This is a genomic window from Nostoc sp. 'Peltigera membranacea cyanobiont' 232, from assembly GCF_002245985.1.
In the GTDB taxonomy this organism is placed as follows: domain Bacteria; phylum Cyanobacteriota; class Cyanobacteriia; order Cyanobacteriales; family Nostocaceae; genus Nostoc.
In genome coordinates this window covers 1-18538 of the sequence record NZ_NOLK01000161.1, presented here as the reverse complement: position 1 = coordinate 18538, position 18538 = coordinate 1, and the positions used below count along the sequence as shown (strand labels likewise).

Annotated in this window: 13 protein-coding genes and 1 pseudogene; 5 read left to right on the top strand and 9 right to left on the bottom strand. The window is 44.0% G+C overall.

All coding sequences use genetic code 11. The annotated features are described in order from the left end of the window. The 4 genes and pseudogenes from nifJ to CDG79_RS41615 form a co-directional block, all read left to right on the top strand. Window positions 1-2526 (top strand): pyruvate:ferredoxin (flavodoxin) oxidoreductase (gene nifJ, locus CDG79_RS32960; protein WP_094345880.1); only part of this gene is annotated, 2526 nt, incomplete at its 5' end. A 143-nt stretch (window positions 2527-2669) separates the two neighbouring features. Then, complete coding sequence (locus CDG79_RS32955; protein WP_094345879.1) at window positions 2670-2885, top strand: DUF4351 domain-containing protein; 216 nt, start codon at window positions 2670-2672, stop codon at window positions 2883-2885. A gap of 177 nt (window positions 2886-3062) precedes the next feature. Beyond that, window positions 3063-3288, top strand: a pseudogene (locus tag CDG79_RS44310) (hypothetical protein); the annotation flags it as partial. Continuing rightward, entirely contained in the window at window positions 3287-3484 is a 198-nt protein-coding gene (locus CDG79_RS41615) for a DUF4351 domain-containing protein (protein WP_143855650.1), read from the top strand. The pseudogene CDG79_RS44310 and the gene CDG79_RS41615, both read left to right, overlap by 2 nt. A 480-nt stretch (window positions 3485-3964) precedes the next feature. Here the strand turns inward: CDG79_RS41615 and CDG79_RS32940 are convergent, their stop codons facing one another. Beyond that, the gene (locus CDG79_RS32940; RefSeq protein WP_094345881.1) at window positions 3965-7324 is read right to left on the bottom strand and encodes an AAA-like domain-containing protein; all 3360 of its coding nucleotides are present in this window, start codon (window positions 7322-7324) and stop codon (window positions 3965-3967) included. 502 nt (window positions 7325-7826) lie between these two features. Further along, entirely contained in the window at window positions 7827-8120 is a 294-nt protein-coding gene (locus CDG79_RS32935) for a hypothetical protein (protein WP_143855649.1), read from the bottom strand. 13 nt (window positions 8121-8133) lie between these two features. Here CDG79_RS32935 and CDG79_RS32930 point away from each other — a divergent pair, with 13 nt between their 5' ends. Further along, window positions 8134-9654 (top strand): AAA-like domain-containing protein, encoded by a 1521-nt coding sequence (locus CDG79_RS32930; RefSeq protein ID WP_094345876.1) that lies wholly within the window; start codon window positions 8134-8136, stop codon window positions 9652-9654. A gap of 126 nt (window positions 9655-9780) precedes the next feature. On the opposite strand, the gene CDG79_RS32925 is transcribed toward CDG79_RS32930, so the two are convergent. The 7 genes from CDG79_RS32925 to CDG79_RS32900 form a co-directional block, all read right to left on the bottom strand. Beyond that, a complete protein-coding gene (locus CDG79_RS32925) occupies window positions 9781-10695 on the bottom strand; it encodes a DUF1338 domain-containing protein (protein WP_094345875.1) in 915 nt (304 codons plus the stop codon). Window positions 10696-10768: 73 nt separating this feature from the next. After that, window positions 10769-12088: an acetyl ornithine aminotransferase family protein gene (locus CDG79_RS32920; protein WP_094345874.1), complete on the bottom strand. Its 1320-nt coding sequence runs from the start codon at window positions 12086-12088 to the stop codon at window positions 10769-10771. Between the two features lie 150 nt (window positions 12089-12238). Beyond that, window positions 12239-12433: a hypothetical protein gene (locus CDG79_RS41610; protein ID WP_189525214.1), complete on the bottom strand. Its 195-nt coding sequence runs from the start codon at window positions 12431-12433 to the stop codon at window positions 12239-12241. 769 nt (window positions 12434-13202) lie between these two features. Further along, window positions 13203-14420, bottom strand: coding sequence for a M20 family metallopeptidase (locus tag CDG79_RS32915; protein ID WP_094345873.1), 1218 nt, complete (start codon window positions 14418-14420; stop codon window positions 13203-13205). A gap of 98 nt (window positions 14421-14518) precedes the next feature. Then, window positions 14519-15421: an undecaprenyl-diphosphate phosphatase gene (locus CDG79_RS32910; protein WP_094345872.1), complete on the bottom strand. Its 903-nt coding sequence runs from the start codon at window positions 15419-15421 to the stop codon at window positions 14519-14521. A gap of 427 nt (window positions 15422-15848) precedes the next feature. Then, window positions 15849-16529 (bottom strand): dethiobiotin synthase, encoded by a 681-nt coding sequence (gene bioD / locus CDG79_RS32905; RefSeq protein ID WP_094345871.1) that lies wholly within the window; start codon window positions 16527-16529, stop codon window positions 15849-15851. A 7-nt stretch (window positions 16530-16536) separates the two neighbouring features. Continuing rightward, entirely contained in the window at window positions 16537-18288 is a 1752-nt protein-coding gene (locus CDG79_RS32900; RefSeq protein WP_094345870.1) for a serine/threonine-protein kinase, read from the bottom strand. Window positions 18289-18538: the final 250 nt, after the last annotated feature.

The window sequence follows — 18538 nt, the reverse complement described above, 5'->3', positions numbered from 1 at the left end:
GAAAATACTTGTTCATCTCCTAAAATTGTTGGTGGTCGTTATGGTCTTTCTTCTAAAGAATTTACGCCGGCGATGGTGAAGGGGATTTTTGATAATCTTGCTGAAGCTAAACCGAAGAATCATTTTACAATTGGGATTAATGATGATGTTACTTACACTTCTCTAAAATTTGACCCCAAATTCTCTACAGAATCGGATAATGTTGTTCGGGCAATGTTCTATGGTTTGGGTTCAGATGGTACTGTTGGAGCTAACAAAAATTCCATCAAGATTATTGGTGAAGAAACCGACAATTACGCCCAAGGCTACTTTGTCTACGATTCCAAGAAATCTGGCTCAATGACTGTCTCTCACCTCCGCTTTGGTAAAGAGCCAATTCGCTCTACCTACTTGATTGACCAAGCTAACTTTATTGGTTGTCATCATTGGGGATTTCTGGAACGCATAGATATTTTGAAAGCTGCTATTCCTGGAGCGACTTTGCTGCTTAACAGTCCATACAATGCAGATAGCGTCTGGGAATATTTGCCGCTCAAAGTGCAGCAGCAAATTATCGATAAGCATTTGAAGTTATACGTCATAAATGCCAGCCAAGTTGCCCGTGAAAGTGGCATGGGTGGCAGAATTAACACCATTATGCAGGTCTGTTTCTTTGCTTTGGCGGGAGTCTTGCCGCAAGAAGAAGCGATCGCTAAAATCAAACAAGCGATTGATAAGACCTATGGTAAAAAAGGCGCTGAAGTTGTCCGCATGAACCTACAAGCCGTAGACAACACCTTAGACAACTTGCATCAGGTCAAATTAATAGACGCGATGAATCGCGTCTCTACTCCTGACTCTTGTACAGACGCGATGAATCGCGTCTTTCCTGTCTCCGCTCCCGAATTTGTACGGGAAGTTCTGGGGAAAATCATGGTATGGGAAGGTGATGATTTAGCTGTTAGCACTCTACCCGTTGATGGCACATTTCCCGTAGGTACTGCCAAGTGGGAAAAACGCAACGTTGCCGAGGAGATACCTGTATGGGAGCCGGATGTCTGCGTTCAGTGTGGTAAGTGTGTGATGGTTTGTCCCCATAGTGCCATCCGCGCTAAAGCTTATCAAGCGGATGAGTTAGTCAATGCACCAGGAACCTTTAAATCAATTGGTGCAAAAGATAAAGACTTTGCCAATCAAAAATTTACCATTCAAGTTGCCCCAGAAGATTGCACAGGATGTACTATTTGTGTAAATATTTGCCCTGCTAAAGATAAATCTGAACCATTGCGGAAAGCGATTAATATGGCGCAACAGTTGCCATTACAAGAACAAGAGCGAAAAAACTGGGATTTCTTCTTGAGTTTACCTAATCCTGACAGGCGATCGCTAAAATTAAACCAGATTCGCCAACAACAACTGCAAGAACCTTTATTTGAATTTTCTGGTGCTTGTGCAGGTTGTGGTGAAACACCTTATTTAAAACTATTAACACAACTGTTTGGCGATCGCGCCGTCATCGCTAATGCTACAGGTTGTTCTTCAATTTATGGTGGAAACCTCCCCACGACTCCTTGGACAACAAACGCCCAAGGACGCGGCCCGGCGTGGTCTAATAATCTATTTGAAGATAACGCCGAATTCGGTTTTGGCTTCCGCCTCTCCCTGGATAAACAGGCTGAGTTTGCGGCGGAATTGTTGCAACAGTTGGGGAGTGAAATAGATGAAAACCTTGTCTACTCCATCTTGAAAGCTGAACAAAAATCTGAGGCTGATATTTGGGAACAGCGCGAAAGAATAGAACTGTTGCAGCAGAAGTTAGATGAAATTGTCACTTTCGATCCTAACCTCAAATCCAAAATCCAAAATCTCAAATCCCTTGCAAATTACTTAGTGAGAAAAAGCGTCTGGATTGTTGGCGGTGACGGTTGGGCTTATGATATTGATTTTGGCGGCATCGATCATGTCATTGCCAGTGGTCGGAATGTCAACATCTTGGTTATGGATACAGAAGTGTATTCTAATACAGGCGGTCAATCTTCTAAAGCCACGCCACGAGCCGCAGTTGCTAAATATGCCGCCAGTGGTAAGTCTGCACCGAAGAAAGACTTGGGAATGATTGCTATGACATACGGAAATGTCTACGTAGCGAGTGTAGCCCTTGGTGCTAGAGACGAACATACTCTCAAAGCATTTTTGGAAGCAGAGGCTTATGATGGGCCATCAATAATTATTGCTTACAGCCATTGCATCGCCCACGGCATTAATATGACTACGGGGATGAATCATCAGAAAACTCTGGTAGAATCAGGTCGGTGGTTGCTGTATCGGCATAATCCAGAATTGCTTAACCAGGGTAAAAATCCATTGCAATTGGATATGCGATCGCCAACACAATCGGTAGAACATTCGATGTATCAAGAAAATCGCTTCAAAATGCTTACCAAGAGCAAACCCGACGTAGCCAAGCACTTATTAGAACAAGCCCAAGCTGAGGTAGATGCCCGTTGGCAGATGTATCAATATTTGGCAAAGCGGGAGATTCTCTGAATATCTGGGCTGGTTTTAGTTGACAAACATCAGCGATGTCTACGACAGGTGTAGCTGGGGCATCATTATCTGAAAATGACAAATGACAGACAAGACCTGGTTAATATAATACCTGTCTATGAAGGTTATTACGGAGTGATGCTATGCGCGAGTCTGTAATTTATCAGGATATTCAGCAGGAAAAAGCTTTATCGATTGTTATCCGACAACTTCGGCGTAAGGTTGGAACTGTTCCACCTGCACAGTTATTGAAAATTCAAGCTTTAGATTCAACACAGTTGGATGATTTAGCAGAGGCTTTACTTGATTTTTCGGATTTAACCGATTTAGAAGCTTGGTTAGCGCAAAATCAAAGTTAATATAGCAGAATTGGGAAGTACAACAAGCTCTAATGAGCGATCGCAACGACGGGCTATTCAGTGACGCATCATCATCATAAAATTATAGGGGCGATCGCATTATCTTAATGTAGGGGGATCTCTCATGACGAAAATCTCTTTATGACAGACAAAACCTCGCTTATATAATACCTGTCTATGTTTGATAACGTCTGTCGCTTTTTAGCAGAGTCATTTTCAGCCGATTTCGCCACCGGGCTACTTGGCGAATTTATTACACTTACTCAACTCAGTCTATCCGAATTATCCCTCGAAACAATTTGAGTAGATACGTTAATTCTGTTACACTCAGACAAGATTGTTCTGCATATCGACTCTACCAACTGAAGCAAAAGCTGAAATTCCCTTTCGGATGACTGATTATGGTTACATCTACATCTACTACATCTACAGTGCGTGTTATAGCAATACTTAATGGTAAATTCGGATCTATTCAACGTTCACGGGAATTGAAAATTGAAGCTTTAGGGCAAAACCAGTTGAGCAATTTAAGAGATATTTCACCTAATTTAGAGAATTTAGATGATTTAGATGCTTGGTTAGCGCAAAATCATGGTTAATACAGCAGAATTGGTGAATTCTCCGAGTCAGAACTGGAAAGTGAAACAAGCTCTAATGAGCTATCGCGTTCGACCGGCTATGAAGGTCGAACGCGAACAGCGTGTTGCAGATAAGACTCGCCAAGGCTTCTCTACCAGATGCTCCGCGAACGCTATCGGCATCGTACCATGATCATAAAATCATACAGGCGATCGCTTTATCCCAAGTTCAGGCGTAGGTGTAGCCCGTCGTAGACATCGCTCATTACTATAGCAGTTCTCAGTTGAGCGAAATACAGACCTAACAAGAACAGCCCCAACCCTTGTAGCGTTGGGGAGTAAAATTCAAAGCCTCTTTCCTAAAAGGAGAGAGGTCAAAGTAAAATCTCTTTGCGTAGCTCAATCAAAAGACCTCTCCCTGGTTTGACTACGCAAAACCGTCCCTTTTTGACGGGCGAGAGGGACAGACTTGAACTAAAGTTCAAGGTAGGGAGAAGTTTATTACCTGCGTGTGCCAATATCATCACATAGATGCTTATCATTCTCACTCTCACTCACACTGGGGTTGTTTTGCAAATAATCGCGCCCCCAAGTACAACCCTTAACCATTAAATCATTCAAATTGAGATTCCACACGATCACCGTCTTGTCTTCACTGGCAGAGGCAATGGTTTGACCGTCGGGGCTAAATGCCACGCCATTAACCGACTTGCTATGACCTTGGAAAGTTTGTAACAGTTGCCCGTTGAGATTCCACAACTTCACCGTGTTGTCTTTACTGGCAGAGGCAATAGTTTGACTGTCGGGGCTAAATGCCACGGCATTAACCGAACTGCTATGACCTTGGAGAGTATATAATAGTTGCCCGTTGGGATTCCACAACTTCACCGTGTTGTCTTTACTGGCAGAGGCAATAGTTTGACCGTCGGGGCTAAATGCCACGGCATTAACCGAACTGCTATGACCTTGGAGAGTATATAATAGTTGCCCGTTGGGATTCCACAACTTCACCGTGTTGTCATAACTGGCAGAGGCAATGGTTTGACTGTCGGGGCTAAATGCCACGCCATTAACCGAACTGCTATGACCTTGGAGAGTATATAATAGTTGCCCGTTACGATTCCACAACTTCACCGTGTTGTCTTCACTGGCAGAGGCAATGGTTTGACTGTCGGGGCTAAATGCCACGCCATTAACCGAACTGCTATGACCTTGGAGAGTATATAATAGTTGCCCGTTGCGATTCCACAACTTCACCGTGTTGTCTTCACTGGCAGAGGCAATGGTTTGACTGTCGGGGCTAAATGCCACGCCATTAACCGAACTGCTATAACCTTGAAGAGTTTGTAACAGTTTACCGTTGCGATTCCACAACTTCACCGTCTTGTCGCCACTGGCAGAGGCAATAGTTTGACCGTCGCGGCTAAATGCCACGCTATTAACTGAATTGATATGACCTCGGAGAGTTTGTAACGGCTGCTGCCCGTTGGGATTCCACAATTTCACCGTGTTGTCATAACTGGCAGAGGCAATGGTTTGACCGTCGAGGCTAAATGCCACGCTAGTAACCGAATTGCTATGACCTTGGAGAATATATAATAGTTGCCCGTTGCGATTCCATAGCTTCACCGTCTTGTCTTCACTGGCAGAGGCAATGGTTTGACCGTCGGGGCTAAATGCCACGCTAGTAACCGAATTGCTATGACCTTGGAGAGTTTGTAACAGTTTACCGTTGCGATTCCACAGCTTCACTGTCTTGTCATAACTGGCAGAGGCAATGGTTTGACCGTCGGGGCTAAATGCCACGCCATTAACCGAATTGGTATGACCTTGGAGAGTTTGTAATAGTTGCCCGTTGCGATTCCACAACTTCACCGTCTTGTCTGCACTAGCAGAGGCAATGGTTTGACCGTCGGGGCTAAATGCCACGCCATTAACCAAACTGCTATGACCTTGGAGAGTTTGTAACAGTTGCCCCTTGAGATTCCACAGCTTCACTGTCTTGTCATAACTGGCAGAGGCAATGGTTTCGCCGTCGGGGCTAAATGCCACGCTAAAAACATTGCTATGACCTTGGAGAGTTTGTAACAGTTTACCGTTGCGATTCCACAGCTTCACTGTTTTGTCATAACTGGCAGAGGCAATGGTTTGACCGTCGGGGCTAAATGCCACGCTAGTAACCAAACCGCTATGACCTGGGAGAGTTCGTAATAGTTGCCCGTTACGATTCCACAGCTTCACTGTCTTGTCATAACTGGCAGAGGCAATGGTTTCGCCGTCGGGGCTAAATGCCACGCTAGTAACGAAACTGCTATGACCTTCTAGTCGGTTACGTTCCTTCACTCCATAAACCACTTGCTGGAGTGTAGCTACTGCCAAAATGCGGATATCTGGTTCTACATTATTATTTGGAGTTTTGAGTTGTTTTCCTAAGTTCAAGCCTGCTACTAAAGCGTCAAGCTCTAAATTTGATGCCAGCAGGTTTTGTGATTTGAGACTTTGGATAAGGATTTTTGAATTTACTTGCTGTTTTTCTACCTCTTTGAAGGCTTTTTGGGCAATCAGACGTTGCTGGTTAACATAAACAGCCACCCCTGTCATCAAACCTGAAAATAATACTAGTACCGCCACATAAGGAAGTGCAGGTTTTAGACGCTCCCACCTATCCCGCAAGTTAAACGGCAAATGTTTATTAATCCACTTATAATCAAATACTTGCCGATAGATTTGATTCCGCACCCGCAAAACATTATTCTCCCGCCGCACCACCCCCGATAGCTTCAAGTGAGATTTAGCTAAAGACTGCTCCTCATCAACAACCGCCCGCTTACCCCAGCGAATCTCGCGGTAAATAGTCAAAACCTCCGGGTCTGGTGAGCGTTTAGTCAGCATATCCCGGACAAACTGCAAGTTATTATCTTGCTCACTCATTACGCCAAAAAATGTGCTGCTAACTATCTTGTCTATATGGGCTGCGGATAAGACTTGATCCCCTGTAGCCCCCCTTAAGAAGGGGGGAAGAATAGAACTCTTACTAAAGGTGGTTGGGGAAATCTCCAAAACTGGAAGTTGATTGCCCCCCTTTTGAAGGGGGGTTGGGGGGATCAAAACCAAGACACCACAAAGACGCTGCGTTAAATAAGGATGTCCTCCCGTCCACTTCAGCACCTGGCGTAATATCTGGTTGGCATCATCGCTGGGTAATCCCAATCCTTCAGCCAAAGGCAAAGCTTCCTCAAAGGTAAAATCAGTTAAATCTACACGCTGTCCAATATTAAACGGTGTGCGCTTGGCATCGCGGATTAAATCGCCGGGAGTCGCTACCCCCATTAAGACAAAAGAAAGCCGCCCAAATTCAGGATTAGTCGCACGGGCAACATAGAGATAACGAATGGCGATAAAAAAATCATCGGTAAAATCCAGGCTGAGGGTAGAGTCAATTTCATCGACAAAAATCACCACTTGCCCCTCAACCTCAGCCAGCAAAACCCTCTCAAAAAACTGTGTCAGCCGTTGCGATACTCCCAGATGCTCGTGTTCTTGCCACCAACTCACCACATCTGTATTAAACATGAGTTGGTCATCCAGCTTGACCAAAAAGCCTAAATACCACTGTTCGGCTGTGACACTTGCCCCCAATTCCTGGAGGTCAACAATTACCGAGGGAATTCCCTCCTCCATTAGGGTTTGCGCCGTGCGTACCATCAAGCTAGACTTACCCATTTGGCGCGGTGTCAGTACATAAGCAAAAGTTGCCGACCGACATAAACCCAGCAATTCTTCATCAGCTTGACGGGGAATGTAAATCCCACCGCCAGCCTGCACAGTCCCGCCAACAGTATAAATGGTTGGATTAGCCATGTAACAGACTCCGAGAAGAAAGGAAATGCAAAGGGCGTAGGCGTAGCCCAACCTAGGCATCGCTCCATTTACAATGACATTGTGTAATACATTTTGTCTATTTACCTGAAAATTGCTGTAAAAAGAATTGTAGTTTTGGTTGAGTAAAGCAAAACGCAACATTAAGCCTTAATTGTTGGGTTTCATTCCTCAGCCCAACCTACATGTATAGCTAAGAACGAGTCTTTGATAATTAAATATAAAATGTCATCAGGGCTATTTCATTCTATTTTTAGGGCAGTTTTTCCAAATCTTTTTGGGAAAAACAATAATTTAGCAATGAACCTACTCCTCAAAAATGCCCATTTTGTGATACTTAACCTGTATTCATAAAACGTGACATTTTTGAATGAAATAGCCCTGAATGTCATTGCGAGCGAAGCGAAGCAATCGCAAAGTCTCTGGGATTGCTTCGCTTCGCTCGCAATGACGGAACATATTATATTTATTTACGCCCATCTACTTACTCGTAAACAAGTCTTTGAACTGGATGAATCCACCTTTTATCTCCGTTAACGAGTCTTTGAACTGGATGAATCCACCTTTTATCTCCGTCAACGAGTCTTTGAACTGGATGAATCCACCTTTTATCTCCGTTAACGAGTCTTTGAACTGGATGAATCCACCTTTTATCTCCGTCAACGAGTCTTTGATACTCGTGGGTAATTTTTTTGTGCTGTCGGTAATTGCGTGCAACTACGCTGTAGTAGAGTGTGTTTAACTGACCAATTCCCCATTCCCCATTCCCCAATCCCAATGACAAATGACAAATGACAAAACGTATCTTTATCAGCTATAAGCGTAATGTTCATCCAGATGAGCCAGTAGCATCGCAAGTTTTCCAAGCGCTATCGCAGCAACACCAAGTCTTTATCGACCAAACAATGTCCATTGGCACACGCTGGGCTGAACGTATTGAAGCAGAAATCCGGCAAGCTGATTTTCTCATTACTTTTCTTTCCGCCTCCTCAACCCAAAGCGAGATGGTATTGGCAGAAATCGAGACAGCACACCACTTGGCAAAATCACAGCAGGGATGCCCGGTGATTCTCCCAGTGCGTCTGGCGTATCAAGAACCGTTCGTCTATCCTTTGAGTGCCTATCTAAATGGGATTAACTGGGCATTCTGGAAAGATGAAGAAGATACACCGCGCCTGATAGATGAATTGTTGCAAGCTGTCTCTGGCGGTGCATTGGCTATTGGTGAAGAAAAATCTAAGGCAGACTTACTCCAAATAAGTCAGCCCTCACCCCTACCCCATCCCTTTGCTTCAGCCCAGCCCGTCTCGCTGGAAATGCCGGAAGGGACAATGGAATCACAATCTGATTTTTACGTGGAACGTTCATCTGATGCACTTGCTTTGCAGACGATTGAGCGGCAGGGTGTGACAATTACGATAAAAGGCCCCCGGCAATTGGGCAAAAGTTCACTGCTAATCCGCACAATTAATACTGCTGTGAATGCAGGTAAGCGGGTTGCTTTGCTGGATTTCCAATTGTTTGACAAAGCCGCCTTAACTAATGCTGAACTCTTCTTTCGCCAGTTCTGTACTTGGTTAACTGATGAACTGGAAATGACCGATAAAGTCGATGAATATTGGAATATGCCCTTGGGCAATAGTCAGCGGAGTACCCGCTATGTCGGTCGCTACCTACTAAAGGAGTTTGGCAACCCTCTTGTTTTGGCGATGGATGAAGTTGAAAGGGTCTTTGATACTGATTTTCGCTCTGATTTCTTTGGAATGCTGCGAAGCTGGCATAACAGCCGCGCCACTGCTGCCATTTGGAAGCAACTGGATTTAGCGCTGGTTACTTCCACCGAACCCTACCAGCTAATAGATAATCTCAACCAATCTCCCTTTAATGTTGGGCAAGTAATTGATTTAGAGGACTTTACAGCAGCACAGGTGGCTGACCTCAACCGCCGTCACCATTCCCCCCTCAACCCTAACCAAGAACAGCAATTAATCGCCTTGCTAGGGGGACATCCTTACTTAATTCGCCTTGCACTCTACTCAGTTGCAAGCGGGCGCCTCTCTGCTACCGAACTATTTGCCAAGGCTACTACTGATAATGGCCCCTTTGGCAATCATCTGCGTAATCATCTCTTTCGGTTGCATAACAAACAGGAGTTGGTTCAAGCAATGTTCCAAATAATTCGCCAAAATATCTGCGAAGATGAGCGAATTTTCTTTCGCCTCCGGGGTGCAGGTTTAGTGCGGCGGGAAGGGCGTATGGTGTTACCGCGTTGTCAACTTTACGCCGAGTATTTCCGGGAGCATCTGCGTTGATACACGGGTTTGGAGGCAGGAGGCAGGGAGCAGGAAGTAATGATTGCAACACATCACACATCCTTTGTAGAGACGGCGATTTATCGCGTCTCCTACGTTAACCGAACCTGTGAAGCTGACTCTCGGCTATTTAGATAGACGAGTCATTTCAAACAATTGCTGGGCATTACTTCCTAAAAAAGCATCAAAAAGTATCTGCTTTCCAGATTCAACTTCCACTAGATAGCGCTGGGCAATTTCATAATAGGCGTAAGTCCAAGGGATCTGAATCTCTGCGCCACTTTTATCATCTAATACTGTCACCATTTCCGTTACTGCTTGAGTTGCAGTTTGCCGCAAACCACAAGCAACATTTCCCTCTATCTCTGCTTTCATTGGTACACCCAGGTTAGCCAAGCCACTAGCGGTAGTATCAATGTCTGGATATTCTGGGGTGTTCTGTCCGTTGACGTAGCCTGTAAAGTGGTTGACAGCATATCCGTGCAGCAACACCCAAGCCCCATACTGAGTAACCTGATTCACCTCTTCAACAACAGAACGCTGGGGAGGTTGCCAAGGACGGGTGAAGACTTGCTGGAGTTGTTTGGCAATGGTTTCAATGTTCCCGTCTTTTTGTAGAAGAGTAAGCGGTGAGGTCAGTTCCTGTGGGATTGCAGATACTGTTTTAGAGATGAGTTGGGCAATATTAGCAGGCAATTCATCGACAATCAACTCGCTGATAAAGAGCTTGGGTAAGTTAAATTCCTCTTGCTGCGGATGACGATAATGACGGGCGTACAAATGGGTTTTAGCAAAAGTATACTCTCCAGCCGCCACGTAACCTAAAGCTTCTGCAAGTTGTGCGAGATAGTCAATTCCTAAGTTAACTTGACCCTCTGGACTATCAACTAATAAACGCAAAGACCGAAAGGCGATGTGGTCGTTGGCGACAGTCCCACCCACAGCAGTAATCATTTGCTGGTAGGTACGGGCATGATTTACTCTGGTGCTGTATTCTTGCCAAAGTAATTTCCATAAATTAAGGGCTATTTCGGGTTTCATATAGATTTGTCATTTGTCATTAGTTAACAATAGAGACGCGATTAATCGCGTCTGTACAAGTCCCACTTATCTTTTAAGAACTTAAAATCTCGCTAATAATTTGAAGGGCGATTTGAATTTGGTCGCTGTCGATAACTAGAGGGGGACAGAAACGAATTGCTGCTTTACCGCAACCTAGCAATAATAAACCGTGTAAAAAAGCTTCTTGGATAATGCGATCGCGTAATTCACGATCTAGATTACCTTGTTCGTCCAATAAATCCACCGCAACCATCAAACCTTTACCTCGTGGCGGCGATACTCTGGGAAATCTTTGATGCAACTGGGTAAGACTAGCTTGTAAAAATTCTCCCATCTGGGTAGCGTTTGCTATCAAACCACTTTCTAGCAATCGCAGTGTGGCAATACCGGCAGCACAAGCAACGGGATTACCGCCAAATGTGGTAGCGTGAGAACCTGGAGGCCAAGTCATTAACTCTGGTCTTGCAAGTATTGCTCCTAATGGCAAACCACTGGCGATACCTTTCGCAGTAGTAATAATATCAGGCATCACACCCCAATGCTCGATCGCAAATAAACGACCAGTCCGCCCCATTCCCGCTTGCACTTCATCCACTACCATCAGAATACCGTGGCGATCGCAAATATCCCGAATCCGTTTTAAAAAACCATCCTCTGGTACGATATATCCACCCTCTCCCTGAATTGGCTCGACTACGATCGCAGCGACTTCTTGCGGTGGTAAAATTGTCCCAAATAGCTGTTGTTCCAGGTAATCTAAGCTGGCGTGAGTGCCGTAGGGAATATGAGTTACCCCAGGAACTAAAGGGCCAAAATTTGCTCGTTGCACTGCTTTGGAACCCGTCAGAGACATTGCCCCATAAGTGCGTCCGTGAAATGCGCCTAAGAATGCCACAATTAGCGATCGCTTGGTGTAATATCTAGCTAGTTTAATCGCTGCTTCGTTTGACTCTGCCCCGGAATTGGTGAAAAATACTTTTGCGGGGAATGCACTGTTACTGTGTAGTTGAGGAAAAGGGGCACGAATCGCTAATTGTTCTGCTAATTCCACCATTGGTTCATAATAAAAATCCGTCCCTGACATGTGCAGTAGACGCGCTGACTGTTCTTGAATTGCTTTGACGACTTCCGGGTGGGCGTGTCCGGTGGCGGTAACGGCTATACCTGCGGTCATATCGAGAAATACATTGCCATCCACATCTTCTACCATACAGCCCTGACCGCGAGATACAACTAAGGGGTAATCGCGGGTGTAAGAAGGGGAAGTGACGGCGCGATCGCGTTGTACAATTGCTTGAGCGCGAGGCCCAGGTAAGGAAGTTATTAATCGGGGTGTACGAAGTAAATTTAAGTTAATAGGGATACTTAACATTATTTTTTAATTTTTTAAACATTACTGATGATTAAACGCTAAAGCTTGATTGGTTACAGTAGCATTTGATTCCATTAGTAGAGAAATTACGCATTTACCGAAAAAGCTTCATAGTAAAGATTTTGGTATTTTGTAAGACTTTGCCCGTTTTTATAACACAACTTCTGCGATCGCGTCATATTGTCGCTTAAAATCCAAGGCGTTGCATAAATGCGGGATGAGTTTCTGGTTGAAACCATTGAAAATTCGTTCCAAATTGGGCGAAATCATCCTATGATTCAGCAACGCCATTGCTTTTGCGATCGCATTTGTTAAGAGGTTGTTTAAAAAGTATTTTGCTGTCACTTTAGACACTTTTAGTGATTTTAAATCAGAAATTAAGTAGGTTGGCTCAAATAAACCTAACTATGTAACGAAATATAAAGTTGCCTAAACTCTTGCGATTGCTTCACTTCGCTTCGCTCCGTTCGCAATGACATAGTTATAAATTTTCACACCCACTTACTTATCAAACAATTCGGCCCAAAAGAAAAAAATAAACGTAAAAAAAACTAAACTATAGGAATCCGGTTTGATTTCTGAAAAGATACGTAGGGTGCGTTACGCTGTCGCTAACACACCAAACCCTTGATAATGGTGCGTTACGAACTTCGTTCTAACACACCCTACATACCTAATTTTGTTCAAAAATCAAATAGGAGTCCTATAGATACCATAGGTATTAGTGAAAATGATCTCTGGATAGCTGCTACAGTTTTACGTCATTCTTTGACCTTTTTTAATTAAAAATTAAAAGTTAAAAATTAAAAATTAAAAATAATAATAATTTTTAATTAATTAATTTGGGGCACAAGCCCCCACTGAATCTTTGATTCAGTGGTCTACAATAAGTGGTGGGTTCAAGCCCCCACTTATTGCAATTTTTAATTAATAATTTTTAATTTTTAATTGGAGCGTTCGCGCAGCGTCTCGTAGAGAAGCGACTTGACTCTTGTTTCATCTGATAGTGACTTTGAGCGAATGCGACAAGTCAGAGAAATTTCTTGGGAAAGTTGGGTGTAAATTAAGCAGGCTAAAAAATTTTACTTATTAAAAACATCTAATTTCCATCGACTCAACTGAAAAACTTCTCCACGCATCTCACAAATATTTCCACACCCATTCCCAAGGCGGTTTCATCAAAATCAAACCGGGGATGATGATGAGGATATGCCAAATCTTTCTCTGGATTCGCAGAACCTATAAAGAAATAGCAACCAGGAACCTCTTGCAAGAAAAATGACATATCCTCAGCGGCCATAGTTTGGCATTCTGGCACAATACCTATCGGGGTTTCTACCACTTCTTCTGCTACAGTTCGCACCAATTCCGCAATCTTAATATCATTAATTACTGGTGGATAAAGTGCCCAGTATTCTAAGTCATAACTCGCACCATGACTTTGACAAATTCCAGCAATAATCTGCTCGACACGCTGGTTAAAAAAGCCTTTCAAACTAGGATTAAAATACCTGACAGTAGCACTCATTCTCGCTGTATCAGCAATCACATTCCGCTTGGTTCCAGCATGAAGTTCGCCCACCGTTACCACAGCTGAATCAATAGGATTCACATTCCGAGCGACAATGGTTTGCAAAGCATTTACAATTTGGGCAGCAACTACAACGGAGTCAATAGTTTGATGGGGTAGTGCGCCATGTCCACCTTTGCCCAAAATTGTGCAGTTAAAGCACTCCACAGCAGCCATCAACGCCCCAGCCCGCACACCCACTGTTCCCAAGGGTAAGTTATTCCACAAGTGCAAGCCAATAATTGCGTCAACATCAGGATTTTTCAGGACTCCAGCTTCAATCATCGGCTTTGCGCCACCGGGTGATTCTTCTGCTGGCTGAAAGATAATTTTCACCGTACCGGAAAAGTCTTGGCGATGCTGCTGGAGATAGTAAGCTGTACCTAATGCGATCGCAGTATGTCCATCATGTCCACAAGCGTGCATGACTCCATTATGCTGCGATTTGTAGGGCACTTCGTTAAGTTCTTGGATTGGCAAAGCATCCATATCTGCCCGAATCGCTAAAACTTTCTCTGCACCTAGTTTGTTACCCTTAATGGTGGCAACAATGCCAGTGTGGGCAATACCAGTTTGATGCTCAATTCCCCACTCTTGCAGCTTTTGTGATACAAACTCAGCCGTCAGTTTTTCTTGAAAACCCAACTCTGGTTGTTGATGCAATCGCCGCCGCCACTCTACCAATTGTGGTTGCAATGAGCGAATTGCCAGTCGGATGCGAGATAGATCGACAGAAGATGGATTGGGAAAGGTAGAAACCATTATGAAGACAAGCTAGTTTAAGTACAGCTAACTTAGTTTATCGTAGGTAATGGCGAAGAATCATCATCATAATCGTCTTAACCAGTTACCAGTTAAAATTAATTCTGCAACCAACCAGCCATCACAGCAACTATTAAAAATACACCCATCGCCAAACGGTAGAAAACAAAAATCCAGGTACTGCGTTTTTCCAGGTAGCGAAGGAGTCCCCAAATTGCTGCAAAAGCGGAAATGCTGGCGGAGATTAAGCCTACCAACAAAGTTAACCAACCGGCTGTACTCAGTCCTGCTTTTGTAAGAGTATGGAGTTCTACAGCACCTGCCAAAATCACGGCTGGTAAGCCTAACAAAAAAGAAAATCGGGCGGATGTCTCCCGTTCCATGCCCAAAAATAACCCAGCAGTGAGGGTGGAACCAGAGCGAGAAACACCAGGAATCAGGGCAAAAGCTTGAGCAACCCCTACCCAAATGCCATCCCAGAGGGTGAGGTTGTCAAAAGTGCGATCGCGTCCTCCACGTTTTTCGGCGATCGCTAGCAATGCTGACATAATAATTGAAGCCGCACCGATAACTACTAACCCTCGCATCGGTGAGTTGCAGGCGTTAAGAATTGGTTTGAGTAGCACACCAGCCACAGCAATGGGCAAGGTTCCAATCAATAAGCCCAACATCAGTTGCAAAGAACTAGATTGATAGTCTTGTCCGCTAATTGCTCTAACTGTCTCTCCGGTTAATTTTTTTAAGTCTTGCCAAAAATAGACTAAAACTGCACTCAAGCTAGCTAACTGCATTGCTGCTGAAAAAGCAGATCCCGGATCTTTCAGTCCCAATAGAGTTGGCACTATCCGCAAATGAGCAGTACTGCTAATTGGTAGTAGTTCTGTAATTCCCTGAACGATGCCTAAAATAATTACGTCAATCCAGCTAAGATTAGCAAAGTCTAGATTCACTTCACTACCGTTGCCACAGACTGCACTCGCCACCAGAAAAGAAAGCATCATATCAGGCGTAAATAATTTACTTTTAATCAAACACCGACAAAGTAACTTATGTTAGTGACGCTTCTGTGACTAAGACATGGCACTTGGATGACATCTAAATAAATACAACAAAATATTGTGTGTTCGCGCAACGTGTCCTTAGGCAACAAATATTATTTGGTTATTTTAAAAACCTCTTTAACTAGTCATATTTCGCACAGACTAAACTTGCTAATTAAGTGTTTTTTTAGTCACAAAAATTAAATAAGGCAGGTAAATCCTGCCTTGTGTGTCACGAAGAGTTAGGTTAATTTCATCTTTTCTTAGCATTGCACGTCTTATTGACAAAGCTATTACCAAGTTATGTCAAAATTGTGACTGCACCAGTTGTAAAAAGTGATTGGACATTCGCTACTTTTTTTCCAATAACCAATAACCAATAACCAATTCACAGTGTCAGTGTTTCCCAATCTAAATCTGACGCTATTTGAGCAAGTTTATCTAAATCAGTCAGGTTATCTAAATAGGGTAAGCAGCCTAAGACTGGCGTGTTAGTGAGTGATTGAATCAATTGCAGTGGTGTCCAATCAGCTATTTCTGCATCTGTTCGAGGTTGTACGCAGTTCAAAACAATGCCTTTAAGATTGATGCGCGATTGCCTAGCTAATGCGACGTTCGCCACTGCTTGAGCGATCGCACCCAATCTAACTGGCACTACCAATACTGTTGGTAAACGCCATTCTGCCGCTAAATCAGCTACCGTTAATTCCTCAGTTACTGGCGAACCTAACCCTCCCAAGGCTTCTATAAGCACAAAATCACGCTGTGATCGCAATTTAGACAAAGCTTGCCAAACCACTGCTAAATCGACTCGACGATTTTCTCTTGCGGCGGCGATGGGAGGGGCTAAAGGTGCTTCAAAATATAACGGTGTAATTTCTTCTGAGGATTGTTCTAGCGCAAATAGCTTTTGATACCACTCGCGATCGCCAATCCCCGATTGAATCGGTTTCATGATTCCCCAGCTACGCTGCGGGTAATATTTTTGCCAATAGGCTGCTAACGCTGTTGTTAAAACAGTTTTACCAGCTTCTGTATCAGTTCCAGTAATCAGTAGTGTGTTTAACATTAATTAATTAATTTCTTTGGCCAGAAAATGGTTGTGTTCCATCAGCCGGCGGCAAGGTTTGTGTTTGACCAGTGGTCGGTGTTGGAATCGGTGTCTCTGTAGGAATTGGAATCGGTGTTTCTGTGGGAATTGGAATCGGTGTTTCTGTAGGAATTGGAATCGGTGTTTCTGTAGGAATTGGAATCGGTGTTTCTGTAGGAATTGGAATTGGTGTTTCTGTAGGAATTGGAATTGGTGTTTCTGTGGGAATTGGTTGAACTGGTTTTTCTAATGCAACATTCAGGTTGTAATTGCTTTCGGCAACTCCTGAAAGTAGTGTTAACTCAATAGTATATCTACCAGTAACCAGCAAATTGCCTTGATACGCCGTTATTTGCTGAGTATTAGGATCGATTGCTTGTTGATTGGGACTTAAGACTGTTAGCAAAACGCTGCTTCCTGGCTCAAGAAATGCAGTTAACTTGTCACCTTGCTGCCCCAAAAAAGTGTAGCGGATGATTTGATTTATTTTGAGAGTATCTTTAACTGTGGCTGTATTATTAGCTGCTCCCAGGTTGAGCCGCCTACTAGATACAACAGGTTGCTCTTTGGTGGGTGTGGGAGTAGATGTAGGTGTAAATGTAGTACCACCAGAAATAACTGGTGAAGGAAAATTTTGGGGAAGCGTCTGAGTTGGTGATGGTTTTGGCTGACTGCGGATAGAACTGACCAACGCCCAAGAACCAAATCCGGCAACGATCACTACAGCAGTGCCAATTGCTGCGATCGCTAAGGGGTTATCCAAGACTGAACTAGGGAGACTTGGTGGAATCACTGGATCGGGTTGTTTCTTCGGCGAAGCTGCTGGTGGTACTGAGTCAGGACGGCGACTAACAGCCATTGTCTGCAAGTTAGATGTATTCAGGGGCGGAAGGCTAACTTGCAGTAAAGGTTGTAGTGCTTGAGATACACTAGCAGCACTCTGATAGCGATCGCTCGGTATATGATTCAACATTCGATTCAAAACCTGGGCAAATCGCGGATTAACTGTTACCCATCGCTGCCAATTCCAAGTTAGTTGATTTTCGTCAAATAGATCCCTTGGTTCTTTACCAGTCAGCAAAACAATCGCACTTACCGCTAAGGCATACAAGTCACTACTAGGATAAGCTCCCCCTGTTTGCATTTGTTCGCTAGGAGAGTAGCCTAATTTTCCCACAGTGGTTTCGGGCATTGCACTCTCTGGCGATCGCAAGCGCGTTGCTAGTTCTTTTACCACCCCAAAGTCAATTAACACAGGTTTAGCATCACTATCTCGCAAAATAATATTTTCTGGCGAGATATCCCGGTGAATAATTCCTCGGCTGTGAATATGCTCTAAAACTGGCAATAACAACTGTATTAGTTGCAATACTTCCGGCTCTGTGAAAGTTCGACCAATAGCTAGCCGTTCATCCAGTAAAGTTCGGTATGTCTGACCTGCAACGTAATCCTCCACCAAAAACAAGCGCTGGTCTTGCTCAAATCTTTCCCGGAATTTAGGTACTTGTGGATGTTCTATTTGATACAAAATTGCCGCTTCTCGGTGAAAAAGCTCTTGCGCCTTTTCTAAAGCCAAAGCCTCCGTTGCTGTTGAAATCAATTCCTTGATCGCGCAAAGTTCATTAAAGCGCCTCTGGTCTTCTGCCAGATAAGTTCTACCAAATCCTCCTTGTCCGAGAATTTGAATTATGCGGTAACGGTTTTGCAAGACAGTGCCAACTTTAATGGGTGGTTGCATGATCGATTGATTGAGTGTGGTAGCAACTGAGGAGGAAGTTACCCCCAGTTAGGAGTATACGCAAAGTCAGGCTTCAAGTCCCGTTATGTAATTCTGAGAACACATGAAGAGTCCTAAGTTCCGAGTACTGTTAGCGGTAGCGGGGCATTTAGCCCGTGCTAAGTTGCAAGACCGCCCCCAAGCCCGGATTTCTCACCACATCTCTCAAAACCTTGTACTCTTGAGCAGGGGAGCAGAGGAGCAGAGGAGC

Coding starts and splice junctions, on each gene's coding strand:
- bioD (WP_094345871.1), bottom strand. CDS start 16,529: ATGTTAAACACACTACTGATTACTGGAACTGATACAGAAGCTGGTAAA.
- CDG79_RS32900 (WP_094345870.1), bottom strand. CDS start 18,288: ATGCAACCACCCATTAAAGTTGGCACTGTCTTGCAAAACCGTTACCGC.
- CDG79_RS32915 (WP_094345873.1), bottom strand. CDS start 14,420: ATGGTTTCTACCTTTCCCAATCCATCTTCTGTCGATCTATCTCGCATC.
- CDG79_RS32930 (WP_094345876.1), top strand. CDS start 8,134: ATGACAAAACGTATCTTTATCAGCTATAAGCGTAATGTTCATCCAGAT.
- CDG79_RS32940 (WP_094345881.1), bottom strand. CDS start 7,324: ATGGCTAATCCAACCATTTATACTGTTGGCGGGACTGTGCAGGCTGGC.
- CDG79_RS32920 (WP_094345874.1), bottom strand. CDS start 12,088: ATGTTAAGTATCCCTATTAACTTAAATTTACTTCGTACACCCCGATTA.
- CDG79_RS41615 (WP_143855650.1), top strand. CDS start 3,287: ATGGTTACATCTACATCTACTACATCTACAGTGCGTGTTATAGCAATA.
- CDG79_RS32955 (WP_094345879.1), top strand. CDS start 2,670: ATGCGCGAGTCTGTAATTTATCAGGATATTCAGCAGGAAAAAGCTTTA.
- CDG79_RS32925 (WP_094345875.1), bottom strand. CDS start 10,695: ATGAAACCCGAAATAGCCCTTAATTTATGGAAATTACTTTGGCAAGAA.
- CDG79_RS32910 (WP_094345872.1), bottom strand. CDS start 15,421: ATGATGCTTTCTTTTCTGGTGGCGAGTGCAGTCTGTGGCAACGGTAGT.